This is a genomic window from Nocardiopsis sp. TRM 82005, assembly GCF_056312425.1.
The window spans coordinates 144,785-159,771 of record NZ_JBWDTQ010000012.1; the positions used below are offsets into that span (position 1 = coordinate 144,785).

Sequence of the window (14,987 nt, forward strand, 5' to 3'; positions counted from 1 at the left end):
CCGGAGCCCCCGGAGCGGGGCCGTGCGGCCACGGGTCAGGGCGCAGAGGAAGAGGGCACGTTCCAAGAGGTGAGAGCGGGCTGCCCGTGCTCGCGGCCCAGCGTGCTCAGTGTGGCCGTACCCAGGGGGAACAGCGCCCCCGCGTCGGGCGGCAGGCCCAGCCAGCGCGCGGTGAGCACCCGTAGGACGTGGTTGTGCGCCACCAGCACCACGTCGGGCTCGGCCTCCCCGAGCAGGGGCACCAGCCGTTCCAGGACCCGGTCGGCCCGCTCCCCGACCCGTTCCACGCTCTCCCCCGGGTGCTCGGGCCCGCCCGGGACGATCCCGTCCCGCCACAGGTACCACCCTGGGCGCTGGCGCTGGATGTCGGCGGTGGTGATCCCCTCGTAACCGCCGTAGTCCCACTCGACCAGGTCCGGGTCGGTCACGGCCGCGTCCAGTCCGGCCAGCTCGGCGGTACGCACGGCCCGCAGCAGCGGGCTGACCACCGCCCGCCCGACGTCGCGCGCGGCCAGCAGGGGACGCAGCGCCCCGGCCTGGCGCTCTCCCTCCTCGGTCAGGGGTAGATCGGTCCACCCCGTGTGCCGCCGCGTCCGGCTCCACTCGGTCTGCCCGTGCCTGATCAGTACCAGTTCGCCCATGGCACTGTTCCTGCCCCGAGAGCCGGCTGCGGACTCCCCCACCCGGCCGGGCACCGGTCGCACCGGCGGTGCCAGGGCGTCCTCGGCCCGGACGAGAAGACGAGAATCCGTCGGATGCCGGACACCGGAGCGTTTTCGTCGCTACCCTCCTCACCATGACGCAGCACACCGCAACCAGCGACGTGGGGGATCCCCTCCTCCCCTCCGAGACCTCCCAGCCCCGCTTCCACCGGCCCAACGAGGACCTGGCCGCGGCCATGGAGTGTGTGCGCTGCAAGGAGCAGGGCATCAGCGTCCCGCCGGGCGGCGCGCCCAGGAGGCTGACCAACGCCGAGGCCAAGAGGGCCAAGAAGGAGAAGAAGCGCGCCCAGGCCGAGGCACGGGCCAAGCCCCAGGTGAAGGTTCCGGTCGACCGCAAGCGCGTGCCGCGGATGGGCCCGCACCACGCGGAGTTCTTCCGCGGCCTGTGGGCACGCCTGGCCTCGGAGAGGGCGGGTACCTTCCCGGACAGCCGCCTGCTCGCACTCACCTTCGCTCTGCGGGGCGCACTGCGGGGGCAGGCGAACTTCACCGGCCAGGACCTGCGCATGCTGCGCCTGGAGGACGCCCACGCGGCGCTGAGCGACCTGGTCTCACCAGGATGGCTGGACACCACACCGGAGGCGGTGGTCGAGGCCGACGCCACCAACCCGGCCCTGTGCGACCTGCCCAGCCTGGCCGGCAGCCCCTGGAAGATCGGCAACGGAGTCCGGTCGCGGGCCTCGGGGTGGTTCACGCGCACCCTCGCGCACAAGAAGATGCGCAAGAAGCCCAACCGGCTCCGGCTCGTGGCCGCCTACCTGGTCCTGCACACCGAGCCCGGGGGCCGGATCCGCGTTCGGGCCGAGGAGGCCGTGGACGCCTGCGCGCTGTCCGGCCCCGGAGAACTGGCGGAGCTGCTCACCTGGCTGACGGAGATCTCCTGGATCGAGGGCCTGACCGCTGATGACGGCGTCATGGACGCCACCCTCACCGAGGTCACCCTGCCCCTGGCCTACCAGCCCCTCCCACCGGCGACCCCGCCGCGCACCGCACCGGCCTCCACCCCGCTGGACGTGCCCGTGACCGGCCGTGCCCGAGACCTGGTCGAGGGCAGGGAGGAGCGGGTGGCACGCTGGGTGGACGACTACCGCACCGCACACGGGCACGGCCCCAGCTGGTCGGCGGTCGCCGAGGCATTCGCCTGGCCGCCGCGCCAGGCACCGGACCACGAGGTCACCCACGAAGTGTTCCACCTCCTGGCCGAGGGCGGCTGGCTGACCGGTTTCGGCTTGCCCTTCGGCCTGCGCTCGGGGAAGGGGCCCCGGGCACGGCCTGACGGGGCGCGGGCACGGGTCCGGACGCACTAGGATGCCGCGCATGTCAGATCGTCGGACGACCACCGCCGCCCCGGCCCTCGCTGGAAGGACGTGCCCATGAGCAGGAACGTACTGGTCACGGGCGCGTCCCGGGGTATCGGCAGGGCGGTGGCCACGGCCTTCGCCGAGCGGGGCGACCGGGTCGCCGTCCACTGCGGGTCCCGCCCGCAGGAGGCGCGGCGGACCCTCGAACGGCTGCCGGGCGAAGGACACGTCCTGCTACAGGCCGATCTGAGTGATCCCGACGCCGTGACCGGCCTGGTGGCGGACGCGGTCGAGCGCCTGGGCGGGATCGACGTGGTGGTCAACAACGCCGCGGTCAACATCGCCCATCCGCTCGCGCAGACCTCTCTCGAACAGTGGCGGCGGGCCTGGCGCGACACCCTCGACGTGAACGTGTTCGGCGCCGCCGACGTCAGCTACCTCGCGGCCCGGCACATGATCGACCGGGGCACCCGGGGGCACATCGTCAACGTCGGCTCCCGAGGCGCTTTCAAGGGCGAGCCCGACCATCCCGCCTACGGTGCGAGCAAGGCCGCCCTGCACTCCCTGGGCCAGTCACTGGCGGTCGCGCTGGCCCCGCACGGCATCACGGTCGCCTCGGTGGCGCCGGGGTTCGTGGAGACCGAGCGCGTGTCCGACCGGCTCACCGACGAGGTCCGCGCGCAGAGCCCCTTCGGCAGGGTGGCCTCACCCGGGGATGTGGCCGCGGCCGTGTGCTACCTGGCCTCACCCGAGGCGGTCTGGTCCTCCGGCGCCGTCCTGGACGTCAACGGGGCCTCCCATCTGCGCTGATCTCCGAGCGGTGTCCGCCCAGCCGCGGGGAGGCGCCGTCCGGGCGTCGGCGGGGCCGACAAAGGCGCCGGACGTGCCGCCGACGACGGAGTCGGGCAAATGCCTAGTTCGCGGCGTCGGACAGAGGGGCCGGGCAGTCGCCGCCCGGCTCGGTGAGGAGCTCGAAGTGCCACATCTCGTTGGCGTACACCTGGCACAACCCGTAGGCCGAGCCGCGGCGGATGAGCCAGTCGGCGGCGTCGGTCGGGCCGATGTCGATCGCCTCCCCCGTCACGTGCTTTGACTCCTCCGGAGTGCTGACGAACCTTCGGGCCTCCTCCGGGGAGCCGTACCTGGCGATGCCCTCCTCGATCAGCTGCCGCTGGTAGGCCTCGCTGCGCCAGCCCGACGTGACGCGGAGTGCGGTCCCCTCCCCCTCCGCGTCACGGGCCGCCTCCTGCACTGCCTCCAGCAGTGTCTCGTCCAGACGGTCGAGCGCCGGATGCTCGGTGTCGAAGGGGGTGATCGGCTGGTCGTCCGGGATCCTGCCGTCCTCGCTGGAAACGGCCGAGTCCCCCCGCGCGAAGAGCTCGTTGGCGGAGGAACCGTGCGTCACCGCCTCCGACGCCGACACGATCATCGACCGGGCCATCAGCACGATGACCGCCGTGACGCACAGTGCCGCGACCAGCCAGCACCAGGGCCGCCACCCGTGGCCGACGGCCCCGCCGAGGCGCCGCCCCGGCCCTCCGGCGGGGGTGTGCCACACCGCTTCCTTCTTCGCTGCCTCACTCATCTTCGCCTTTCGTGCACTGCGTGTGCGATGCGTCGGTCTCTCGGCGCCACAAGTGAAGTACGAGCGGTGTTGCACGGGCGTATCGGTTTTTCCATACGTTTCCGATACACGCCGTCGTGTTCAATGGGGCGCGGTACCAGGCACCGCCACGGGAGCGGACCGCCCACTCGGGCCCGCCGACCGCGGCCCGCGACGACGGCGTCCGGCGCGGTGCCCACCGGGCAACGAAAGGGGGACGGCCGGATGCGTGTTCTGATCGTCGAGGACGAGCTCTACCTCGCCGAGGCCGTGCAGGCGGGGCTACGGCTTGAGGCGATCGCCTCCGACATCGCGCAGGACGGCGACTCGGCCCTGGAACGGCTGGACGTGAACGACTACGACGTGGTCGTCCTCGACCGGGACATCCCCGGCACCCACGGCGACGACGTGTGCCAGAGCATCGTCGAACGGCGGCTCGGGTGCCGTGTGCTCATGCTCACGGCCGCGAGCCGCCTCCGGGAGAAGGTCGCCGGTTTCGGGCTGGGGGCCGACGACTACCTGACCAAGCCGTTCGCCCTGGAGGAGCTCGTGGTGCGCCTGCGGTCCCTGGCCCGCCGCCCGAGCCGGGGCGCGCCCCCGGTCCTGGAGTACGCGGGGATCCGGCTCGACCCGTTCCGGCGCGAGGTCCACTGCTCGGGGGCCCACGTACACCTGACCCGAAAGCAGTTCGCCGTCCTGGAGGTGCTCATGGCCGCCAGGGGCGGGGTCGTCAGCGCGGAGACGCTGCTGGAACGGGCCTGGGACGAGAACGCCGACCCCTTCACCAACGCCGTGCGGATCACCATCTCCACACTGCGCAAGCGGCTCGGTGAACCGTCGGCCATACGCACGGTGCCCGGGGTCGGCTACCGCCTCGAAGAGAGCGGCGGGGACCGGTGAGCGGCGAAGCGGCGGCCCACGGTGGGACGGCGGCGCCGACCGGGCGCGCCCCGGCACTGGCGCGGCGCCCGTACCGGTTGACCGCGCGGATGCGACTGACCCTGAGCTACGCGCTCTTCCTCAACGTCGCCGGGGCCGCCACGATGGCGGTCGTGTACCTGGCGATGCGCTACGTACCCAGCTACCCGCTACACACGACGGACCCGTCGGTGTCGCACGTCGCCTCCCGCCAGGAGATCCTGGAGGCCCTGCTGGGCGCCTCGGGGCTCGCGCTCCTGCTTCTGGCGGTCATCGGCCTGTGGGGAGGCTGGGTGGTCGCGGGCCGTGTGCTGCGGCCGTTGCAGGAGGTCACCCGGGCCGCCAGGCGGGCCGCCGACGGTTCCCTGGAGCACCGGATCGGGCTGCGTGGCCGACGGGACGAGTTCACCGACCTGTCCGACACCTTCGACCACATGCTCGACCGCCTCCAGCGCTCCTTCGAGGCCCAGCAGCGCTTCGCCGCCAACGCCTCCCACGAGCTGCGTACTCCGCTGGCCATCAACCGGACCATGCTGGACGTGGCCAGAGCCGACCCCCACGGCCAGGACCATCCCCGCCTCATCTCCCGTCTGCACGAGACCAACCAGCGCGGCATAGAGATCGTCGACGCCATGTTGCAGCTCTCCTCGCTCGGGCACACCCCGCCCGACATGGCGCCGGTCGATCTGGCGGACACGGCCCGCGAGGCCGTCGAGATCACCGGGGCCGAGGCCGCCGACCTCGGCGTCACGGTCTCGGTCCGGTGCCGGCCGGCACCGGTCAGCGGCGACGGGGTGATGTTGCGCCAGCTCGCGGTCAACCTCCTACAGAACGCCCTGCGGCACAACCTGCCCGCCGACGGCACCGTGGTGGTGGCCACCACGTCCGACCCCCGGGGCCGCGACCGCGCGGTGCTGACCGTCAGCAACACCGGGCCGCACCTGACAGAACCGGTCCGCAACCTCACCGAGCCCTTCCTCCGTGGCGGCGGCCGGGTGGCCGGCCGCGCGTCCGCGCGCGCGGGGCACGGCCTGGGCCTGCCCATCGTCGCGAGCATCGCCGAGGCCCACGGGGGTGAGCTGGACCTGAGCGCCAACTCCGGGGGAGGGCTCACCGCACGAGTCCGGCTTCCGGCTCGCGGGTGACCCACGGAGGCCGACAGCCTCACTCACCGGTCTCCTCCAGCAGTGTTCCGGCCGATGACAGCGGGGCGAACCGGCTGGGGGTGATGCCCAACAGCTCGGCGGCCAGCTCCTCGTTGCCGGAGAACCCGGCGTCGGCGTCGATGGTCTGCGTGCCGTCCCAGAGCATGAGCATCGCCGAGACGGTGTGCGCGCCCTTGTCATGGTGCATGTCGTAGTGGGCGGCCATGGGCACGGTGTCGTAGTGCACCCACAGATCGTGCCCGGTCATGAACATGTCCAGGTCGAAGGTGACCGTCAGTCCCATGAGCTCGGGCTTGTAGCGGTCGTCGATCCCGGCGAAGGCCTCGTCCAGGGCCACCATCCGGGGACAGGTGGCCGAGGCGGAGGTGTACAGGGCGTTGGCGGCGGCGAACAGCGGCAGGTGGATCGCGGCGGACTTCTCACCGCCCGACATCTGCTCGTGCTTGTTCTTGGTGAGCTTGACCTCCTCCTGCCCGGGAACGGCCATGCGCAACTCGAACCGGTACCAGGTGCGGTAGTCCAGCACCGCCGACAGGACCTGCTTGTACGTTGCGCGCGGGTGGGCGGCGTGGTGTTCGCTGATCATCTCCCGCAGGACCTCGCGCAGCTGGGTCAGCCCCGAGGCGCCCAGTCCGGTGGCGTCGCGCCTGACCAGGCGCGCGGCGGTGGCCTGGTGCTCGGTGACGCGGTCCGAGCGGCTCCAGCGGATTCCGATCTGGGTTCCCGAGGACATGCGGCGCGACCTGGTGTCACGGTCCATACTGGCGACCAGGTCGCGGGCGACGCGCACCCGCTCGTGGATCTGCTGGGCGATCCCGGTGAGCAGCTCGTCCTCCAGGACGCCGCGTTCCTCGTCGCGCAGCAGCGCGCCCTGCTCCTCGACGCGTTCGGCGATGACGCGGGCGAAGGCGGAGACGGGGTTGCGGCCGGTCTCGTCGTTGACGAACACCGTGATGACGCCGCTGGCACCGAGGTCGTGGTCGACCCGGTAGCCCTCGGCGTCGCCGCCCAGGGTGTCCTGGAAGACGCGCAGGGCGTTGGAGACCCGGGTGGAGGCGGTCTTGAGTTCGCCGTCGGTGACGGCCGGCCCGGAGCTGACGGCGGCGTCGAACGCGTCGAGCAGCTCCGCGGCCTGGCCGGGCAGCACGGCGCGCACGACCGCCTCGGGGGCGGCGGACACCGACTCCAGGATCTGTTCGGCGGCCCGCTCGGCGGTGGGCCAGAAGTCCCGGTCAGGCCAGGCGGGGGCGGTGTGCACGCCCAGGGTGGCGCGCAGATCGGGGTGGGTGAGGGCGGCGAAGGCGTCGGCCTGCTCGAACAGGGCGGCGAGCGCCTCGGTGAGGGACCTCTGTCCGCCCTCCAGCTTCTCGTCGGCCCGGATCATCGCCTCATGGGAGGCCGCGGCCTCCCTGGCCGCGTGCTGGTGGGCCTCGCGGGCCCTGCGCAGGCTCTCCTTGACCTGATCCAGCTCGGCCATGAGTTCCTGGACGGGGGCGCTGATGCTGTCCTGTTTCGCGGCCAGCTCGGCGACGGCGCGCTCGTGCTCGCGCACCCGCTCCTCGTGGCGCTCGCGGTCCTGCTCCAGCCGTCCCCGCAGCCGGGTGACGGTCTCCCTGCGGCCGTCCAGGTCGGCGGTGTGCCGGGCGACCTCGGTACGTGCCGCGTGCAGGACACGGGCGGTCTCCAGGAAGTCGTCCACCGCCCGGGCGACGGCGTCCACGGACTCGGGGTGGACGGGCATGGCGCGTTCGGCGGCCACCGCGCGCACCTGGTGGCGGTGGGCGTCCACCTCGGCGACCGCGGCGTCGAGTTCGCGTCGTCGTTCCCCGCTCTCGGCGCGTGCCGAGGCCAGGAGGGCGGACTGCTCCGCGAGCCTGCGCACACACCGGTCGATGGAGGCGGTGTCGGGCAGGGCCGTGCGCGCCCGGGCGAAGGCCCCGAGCAGGTCACCCGCCCGGTCGAGCTGGTCGGTGGTCCGCGCGCGCCGTTCCGCGAGCCCGGCGATGCGCGCGTCGCAGTCGGCCAGGCGCTCGCGGCGGCGGTGGGCGCGGTTGGTGGATCCGATGAACTCGGGGGCGGTCTTGGGACGCGCGCCCACGAGGACGCCCTGGGCGAACCGCGCCCGGGTGCTGACCGTGTGCGCGGCACTCGCCCCGGCACCGGCGGGTCCGACGGTCTCCGCGGCCCGGTCGCCGCCACCGGCGGAGGCGGCCGAACCGTCGGGGCCGGTGAGGTCGGTGTCGGTGAGGCGTACCGACTCCAGGACGCGGGCGATGACGTGCCCGGGAACCAGGTCCTGCTCTTCGGGCACCAGCACGTCGGCCAGGGTGGGGCCCTCGCGCACGGCGGCGCCGGGAACCAGGTAGGCGTCGGCCCCGCCCTCGGCGAGGGCGGCGCGGGTGGCGCCGGCGTCGGGGTGCACCCATGCGGTGAGCAGTCCCGCGCCGTAGAGGGCGCCCTCGATCGCGGCGGCGTCGTTGTCGGCGACACCGTCCGCGAAGCGGACCAGCTGCCACAGCGGGGCGCCGGGGCGGCCCTCTCGCGGGGCGGTGCGCAGGTCGTCGGCTGGCGGGGCGTCGTCGCGTTCGGCGGCGATGTCCTCGCGTTCGCGGGCGAGGCGGTCGGTCTCGGCGTCGATCTGGTCGCGGCGTGTCTCCAGGGTGCGCACGTGCGCGGCGGCGTCCAGGCGCTGCTGGTCGGTGTGCTCTCCGTAGACCTCCGCCAGGGTGGGGGTCCCGGGCTCACCGAAGTCCTCCAGCGCCTCGGTCAGGGCCGCCACGCAGGCGTCGTCGGTGAGCGGGGACGGCCCGCCGGCCCAGTGTTGTGTCCACGCGGCGAGCGCCTCGGCGGTGGCGCGGCGGTTCTCGGTCAGCTCCCCGGTCGCCCGCTCGCACTCCTCCTCGCGTCGGCGGAGCCTGTCGTCGGCCTGGGCGCCGGCCCGCTCGGCGGCGGTGCGCGCGTCCTCGGCCCGGGCGAGGCCGCTGAGGCGCTCGCGTACCGCCGCCACGTCGGCGCGGCGGGCGGTCGCGCGCGCCTGGGCGGTGTCGGGCAGGTCGTCGCCGGCGTCGACGGGGCCCTCGCCGTCGTGGGTGAGTCCGGCCCGCGCGGCGGTCTCAGCCAGCTCCGCGGCCAGTTCACGGGTGCGGGCCCGTCCGTGTTCGAGGCTGCTGGCGACCTGGTCGGCCTCCCGCTGTAGGGCGGCGACCTCACCGGCCTGGTCCGCCAACCCGCCCCGTTGTTCCTCCAGGTCGCGGGCGGTCTCGGCGCTGTGCGTGCGCTCGATCTCCAGCGCGGCGTGGCTGCGGAACGCCTCGTGCGCCTCCAGTCCGCTCCTGCGCGCCGCGAACCGGCGGATGTCGGCGTCGTGCTCCTCGGCCAGTTTGGTGGCGGTCGCGTGCGCGAGGGTGGCCTGCTCGCGGGTGTCGCGGGCCTCGGTGATGGCGCGGGCCTGCTCGGCGGTCTGCGCGGTGGCGGTGCGCACACGGGCCAGACGGTGGCGGGCGTGGGTGGTGAGGTAGGAGGCGTACTCCTGCACGAAGGCGGTGGTCGCGGCGTGCGCGGTGGTGGCCTGGTCGAAGCGGCGCTGCACCGCGGCCAGGTTGGTGAAGTCGCGGGCGGCCTGGTCGACGAGCTCCTCCTCCAGGGGGCTCAGCCCGCTGGTGAGGGTCTCGGAGACCTTCTCGGGGTCCAGGTCCTTGGCCAGCAGGGGCCGGCGCAGCGCCAGGAGCAGGTCCAGCAGCTGGATGTAGCGCTCACCGAGACCGAACAGACGGGCGTCCACGGCCCTGCGGTAGTCGGCGGCGGTGGACTGGAAGGCGGTCTCGCCCAGGGCCGCTTTGAGCTGCTTCTCGGTGAGCGGGCGCCCGTCGGAGGCGAGCAGGCCGAAGTCCGCCCCCAGGCGCTGGTCGGTGACGAAGAAGGAGGGGATGACGCCGTCGCGGTGCCTGTGCGCGCGCAGCCCGATGACCAGGGTGACCGTCTCGGCGCCCGCGTCCCCCGGACCCGGGGCGGGCGCGGGGGACGGGCGGGCGAACTCCATCCACACGTACCCGTACTCGGCGTCCTGGCCGCGGTAGAGCAGGTTGGACTTCATGGTGCGGTTCTGGCCGCTGAACGGGTCGAGGCGGCGGGCGTCGGTGTACCCGTCCAGGATGAACGGGAAGAGCACCTCCAATGCCTTGGTCTTGCCCGAGCCGTTGTGTCCGCGCAGGATGAGGCGCCCGTCGGCGAACACGAACTCCTCGTCGACGTAGTCCCAGACGTTGATCACACCGGCGCGGCTGGGCCGGAATCGGTCGCTCCTGGGGGACATCAGTTTCCTTCCGCGGAGATGTGCTCGGGGGCGGGGTCGGTCGACGGCCCGGCGGAGGGCTGCGTCGCGGTGTCGGTCCGGGGATCGGACAGGCCCAGGGGCAGCTGCCCCTCGTCGGCGCGCTCGGGCAGCGCGCCCTGGAGGTTGCGGTAGCGGGAGGCCGCCGGGAGCACCAGGGCGCCGCCGGGGACCGGCCGGACCAGGGAGAGCTCGGCGAGCAGGGCCAGGGCTGCGTCCAGCAGACCGTAGGGGTCCTGCTGCCAGGCACCGCCGAAGGAGGAGGCGCCGAACTCCGCGAAGAGCTCGTGGATCATGCTCTCCCACCGACCGCGCTCGACCAGGGGCACCTCCAGCCGTGCGGCCGCCTCCTCCTCCTGTGCCTCCGAGGAGGGGTCCACGGTCCAGGCGAGTTCGTCCACGACGCCGTCGCGGGGCAGACCCGCGTCCACGAGCCGGACGAGCTCGGCCTGGTCGGCGGCGTGCGGGGGCACGGGCAACCGGACCAGCGCGGCCAGGGAGGTCTCCAACAGGTCGGCCACCTTGGCCAGCAGCAGTCCGGCGGTGCGGTTGACCGCCCCGCCCCTGCCGGGGAAGGGCCGGTCGGTGAAGGTGCCCGCGGGGTCGGCCAGCAGGACGCCCTCGGTCCGGCGCTCGACCCTGAGCCCGGTGGCGCGGGCCAGGTCCTCGGCCACGCCCCGGCCACGCAGGACGGCGGCGACCGCGGGTTCGACGTCGGCGTAGTACACGACCGGCTGCTCCATCAGCAGCCGTCGGGCCCGGCGGGCCGCGTGTTCGCGAGGCGAGCTGTCGGTGAGCGGTTCGGCGAGCAGGCCGGCGGCGCTGTGCAGGTGCTGGACCGGGCGCGCCGGACGGAACAGCACTTCGCACACCTCGTGGTCGATGTCGAAGAGGGCGTCACCCTGCTCGCCGCCCGCCGCCCACGCCTCCAAGGACCCGTCGGACAGGTGCAGGGCGCCCCGGTCCACCAGCCAGTGGGCGACGTCGACCAGCGCGGCCTTGTGCGCGCCGTCGGTGGGGTCGTAGCCCAGCCCCTCGACGGCGTTGGCGGTGGGGGTCAGACGGCTGACCAGGTCGGCGAGGCTGATCTCGATCTGCGAGCGCTGGAAGGCGGCCAGCAGCAGGCACAGGTAGGCGAGCCTGCGCCGGTCGAAGGGCTTGCCCTTACGGGAGAACGTCTGGCGCTGGGTGGGGTCCAGGGAGTCGAGCTCGCGGACCAGGCGCACGTGGCCGGTGGTGGCGACCAGGGTGTAGCCGAAGAGCCGCTCCAGGTCGGCGGCCAGTTCGTCGGCCCAGCGCAGTACCTGGTCCAGGACTCCGGGGCGCGGACGCGCCGCGGTGATGAGGTCGCATGTCAGGACACGGCGCATGGCCTGCTGATAGGAGCCCAGGTCGGCGGGGGCGACCGTGCGGGCGAAGAGTCGGGGCATTACACGTTCTTCGTTCGGATCCGGTGGCTGGTGACCTCCAGGCGCAGGCCCGGCAGGTGGAGTCGGCCCTGGCCGGTGCGGACCGTGCTGCCCACCGGGTCGGGGGCCAGGCGGACCATGGTGCCGTCGCCCGTACCGGTGGCCGATGACAGGCGTCCGGCCACGACCGTGCGCCCTTCCAGGGCCCGGGTGACCAGGCGCAGCAGGACGCGGGTGTCGGTTTCGCCCAGGACGCGGTCGTGGGCGCCCTGCTCGATCAGGTGGGCGGCGGCCCCGCGTTCGGCGGCCCGGTCCGCGGCCTGCTGTCCGCGCAGGCGCGCCTGCGCGCCGGGGTTGCGCCGTACCGGCTTGGGCACGCCCGTGGTGGGCGCGGTACCGCTGCGGAACAGGGTCACCGACACCTCCACCCCGGGTGCGTCCCACCAGGTCAGGTTGGGTGAGATCTGTTCGTCGTCATCGTGGGCCGCGCCCAGGTGGCGGGCGGAGCGGGCGTTGAAGGCAGCGCCCATCAGGGCGTGCGCGGCACCGTCGTCGGGGGTGTTGAACACCCACTCGGCCAGGTGCCGCAGCTGGGTGGAGCGGTTGACGCCGCCGCGCTGTGCCTCGGTGATCTGGCGCAGCAGGGCGATGACGCCCGAGACCGCCGAACGGGTGGCCGAGTGCAGTTCGGCGGCGCGCGCGGGGATGGCGTCGTCGGAGGCGAACCAGGCGCGCAGGGCCTGCCAGCGGCGCCGCCAGTCCGCCAGGCGTTCGTCGCGCTCCATGAACAGGCGCTCGTCGCGCTCGGCGGCGCGGGACAACAACGTGGCCAGCCCGGTCTCCTCCACCTCGCGCACGGCCTGGTCCAGGCGGGGCAGGTAGCGGTCGAGTTCGGTCATGAAGTCGCTCATGTGCACCAGCAGGGCGTTCTTGTGCCGCAGGAACATGTCCGGGGAGGCGTCGGTGGAGCGCAGGATCTCACCGAGGGTGACGTGGAACTGGGCGGAGCGGCGCCCCATGTCCTCCATGACCGAGTCCAGGCGCGAGAGCCTGCGGTAGACCTGTTCGCCCCGTCCGGTGCGGTTGGCCTCGGACAGGGAGCGCAGGTCCTCCAGGACCTCGGAGAAGACCAGCCGGGACAGGTTGACGTCCTCGATGCGTGCGCCCAGCAGGTTCTCGACCGCCTGGTAGGCCCAGTAGCCGAGTTCGCTGAACTGGTAGACCGACTGGCGGTTGCGGTAGCGCGCGAGGTTTCCGGCGCGGGAGGCGTCGTCGAAGCGGTGCACGACACGGTCGGCGTGGAGTTCGTCCAGGCGGTCGCGCAGGCTCCGGTCGGCGACGGGCACCTGGCCGTGGGACGCGGCGAGTTCGCGCAGGGCGGCGGCGACGTCGTCGGGGGCCACCTGGACTTGGTGGACCTCGCGCAGGCGGTCCATGGCCCGCAGGATCCACAGGTAGGTGACGTGGTCGTCGCGCCGGGTGAAGTTGAACAGGCGGAACCGGTCGCTGACCGCCAGGGAGTCCATGTCGAGGGCTCTGCGTTCGACCATGGGCCACCCCTTCGGCTGGTGTGCGTGTGCTTGCTCGGGCGTCCCGCTGACACCCCTCACATCAATGACGCTACGTGACCGAAGAGACGGTACACCCGTTTTCCACAGGGCCGATTCACCGAAGAACACGTGGAGACCACCACGTTGGACGGAACGTCTCCGGAAGGGGCGTCGGCTCCGCCACGGTGCTCGGGACCCGTCGAAGACCCCGCGCCCGGCCTTCTGGCCTCCGTCACAGGCGGCCTCGCGCCGGCCGGCCGGCGCGGCGGGGCCGGACACGTGTGCACACGGTCGCCCGGCGGTACGGCCACCCTGTCAACGCACAGGGCGGGCACCCGGGCGCATGTCGCGTCCGGGTGCCCGCCCAGGCCTGGTCAGGAGACCTTCTCCGCCTCCGGTTCGGGAACGGCGCCGTCCGTGCGCCGGCGCCTGCGCCCGAGCACGAACAGGCCCATGGAAAGGCTGCCCGCCAGCACGACGGCCATGATCGCCAGGAAGGCCACCGGACCCACCTGGGGGCTGATGATCAGCGGGATGGCGGCCGCGGTGACCAGGCCGCCGCCGAAGAACGGCTCGAAGAGCAGCTGCTTGTAGCCGAACGCCGGGTAGGCGGGCGACTTCATCTCCGGGTCCACGACGCGCATCAGCACCAGGCCGGTGGCGGTGACGCCGAGCGACTGGCCGAACTCACCGATGCCCCGCTCGAACCAGTGGCTGGGCATCATCCGGGGCGCCAGGAACAGGAAGGCGCACAACGACCACAGGACGCCCGCGACGGCCAGGGTCGCGAAGGCGGCGAAGTTGTCGGCGATGGCCTGCAACGACAGGGTGGCCATCGCGGCGATGATCAGCACGTCCAGCGACAGGCCCTGGACCCGCTCGACCGTCTTCTGGTCCACGATGTCGTTGCGGTCGAAACGGTCGATGAACACCTGTAGGACGATGCCGCCGATCATGGCCAGCGGGAACAGCGGCACATAGGCCATGATCTCGATGGTGTCGGCCCACAGCGCCCGCTCCAGCCACTGGAGCCCCATGAGGATGAGCTGCCCGAACAGCACGGCGAGGGCGACCAGGCCGAAGTGCAGTGTCAGCGGGTCCATGGAGGAGGGGTGGACGGTCATGATCGCGCCCGACGGGCGCTTGTCACGCTCGACCAGTCCGGCCTGCTCGTTGTCGCTGCCCCTGGCGTCGGATCTGATCACGTTCGACTTGCCGCGGCGCACGCCCCAGTTGATGAGGATGATGCCGACGACGATCCCGGACAGCAGTCCCACGGTGGCCATACCCAGGGCCAGGTCCTGGCCCTGGGCCCAGCCCGCCTGCTCGAAGGTGCTTCCCAGGCCGGCCGCGGTACCGTGCCCGCCCAGGAAACCGATCTCGATCAGCGCACCGGAGAAGACGGGCACGTTGAACAGGGGGACGAGCACCAGCAGCGCGAGGACCAGGCCGATCACGTACTGGCCGCTGGCCATGGTGATCCCGAAGGCGAGGTTGGGGCCCGCCAGGCTCGCGGCCTCGCGGAACCGGGGCAGGGGCTTGCCCAGGAAGAGGCTGGCGAAGACCACCGAGATGAGCAGGCCGGGCAACGCGGACCAGACCGACATCACGTCGACTCCGAAGAGCCCGCCCTCGGCCGCGCGCTCGGTGAAGCCCCCGCCGAGGCCCCGGTCGGCCAGCCAGCCCATGAGGCGCCCGAAGACGTCGGGGCCCAGAAGCAGCGCGATACCTCCGCCGATGATCGAACCGGGCAGGTACAGCTTCTGGGTCAGCTTCCACTTGACCCGTACCAGCTTCGATATCAGCAGCAGCACCCCCAGCAGCAGGAGTGCGAGGCCGACGGTCTCAGGTGTCATCTCTACCTCTCGTGGTCATCCGGTGGAGGAGACGCGCACATCCGGACGCGGGAGCGTCGGACGGGGTGCCGCCTCAGCTCGGACCGTGGCGGGGAGGTAGGACACCACGGGCCGCAGGTGACCGTGGCGCGA

10 protein-coding genes are annotated in these 14,987 nt (G+C 72.8%); 4 read left to right on the plus strand and 6 right to left on the minus strand.

Features of this window, described 5'->3' with window-relative positions:
* Window positions 1–35: 35 nt before the first annotated feature.
* The gene (locus AC0T5L_RS09920) at window positions 36–641 is read right to left on the minus strand and encodes a histidine phosphatase family protein (protein WP_476165109.1); all 606 of its coding nucleotides are present in this window, start codon (window positions 639–641) and stop codon (window positions 36–38) included.
* A 155-nt stretch (window positions 642–796) separates the two neighbouring features.
* Here AC0T5L_RS09920 and AC0T5L_RS09925 point away from each other — a divergent pair, with 155 nt between their 5' ends.
* Together AC0T5L_RS09925 and AC0T5L_RS09930 are read left to right on the plus strand one after the other, a co-directional pair.
* Entirely contained in the window at window positions 797–2,029 is a 1,233-nt protein-coding gene (locus tag AC0T5L_RS09925) for a hypothetical protein (RefSeq protein ID WP_476165110.1), read from the plus strand.
* A 66-nt stretch (window positions 2,030–2,095) separates the two neighbouring features.
* Entirely contained in the window at window positions 2,096–2,833 is a 738-nt protein-coding gene (locus AC0T5L_RS09930) for an SDR family NAD(P)-dependent oxidoreductase (RefSeq protein ID WP_476165111.1), read from the plus strand.
* A gap of 103 nt (window positions 2,834–2,936) precedes the next feature.
* On the opposite strand, the gene AC0T5L_RS09935 is transcribed toward AC0T5L_RS09930, so the two are convergent.
* Complete coding sequence (locus AC0T5L_RS09935; RefSeq protein ID WP_476165112.1) at window positions 2,937–3,608, minus strand: M15 family metallopeptidase; 672 nt, start codon at window positions 3,606–3,608, stop codon at window positions 2,937–2,939.
* A 243-nt stretch (window positions 3,609–3,851) separates the two neighbouring features.
* On the opposite strand from AC0T5L_RS09935, the gene AC0T5L_RS09940 reads away from it, so the two are divergent.
* Both AC0T5L_RS09940 and AC0T5L_RS09945 read left to right on the plus strand, forming a co-directional pair.
* Window positions 3,852–4,526, plus strand: coding sequence for a response regulator transcription factor (locus tag AC0T5L_RS09940; protein ID WP_476165113.1), 675 nt, complete (start codon window positions 3,852–3,854; stop codon window positions 4,524–4,526).
* Window positions 4,527–4,615: 89 nt separating this feature from the next.
* Window positions 4,616–5,689, plus strand: coding sequence for a sensor histidine kinase (locus tag AC0T5L_RS09945; RefSeq protein WP_476165114.1), 1,074 nt, complete (start codon window positions 4,616–4,618; stop codon window positions 5,687–5,689).
* A gap of 19 nt (window positions 5,690–5,708) precedes the next feature.
* On the opposite strand, the gene AC0T5L_RS09950 is transcribed toward AC0T5L_RS09945, so the two are convergent.
* From AC0T5L_RS09950 to AC0T5L_RS09965, 4 genes are all read right to left on the minus strand, one after another.
* A complete protein-coding gene (locus AC0T5L_RS09950; protein WP_476165115.1) occupies window positions 5,709–10,022 on the minus strand; it encodes a TIGR02680 family protein in 4,314 nt (1,437 codons plus the stop codon).
* Window positions 10,022–11,470 (minus strand): DUF2398 family protein, encoded by a 1,449-nt coding sequence (locus tag AC0T5L_RS09955; protein ID WP_476165116.1) that lies wholly within the window; start codon window positions 11,468–11,470, stop codon window positions 10,022–10,024. Before AC0T5L_RS09955 ends, AC0T5L_RS09950 begins: the two co-directional genes overlap by 1 nt.
* Complete coding sequence (locus AC0T5L_RS09960; protein ID WP_476165117.1) at window positions 11,470–12,999, minus strand: TIGR02677 family protein; 1,530 nt, start codon at window positions 12,997–12,999, stop codon at window positions 11,470–11,472. Before AC0T5L_RS09960 ends, AC0T5L_RS09955 begins: the two co-directional genes overlap by 1 nt.
* A 374-nt stretch (window positions 13,000–13,373) precedes the next feature.
* The gene (locus AC0T5L_RS09965; RefSeq protein WP_476165118.1) at window positions 13,374–14,855 is read right to left on the minus strand and encodes a sodium/glutamate symporter; all 1,482 of its coding nucleotides are present in this window, start codon (window positions 14,853–14,855) and stop codon (window positions 13,374–13,376) included.
* Window positions 14,856–14,987: the final 132 nt, after the last annotated feature.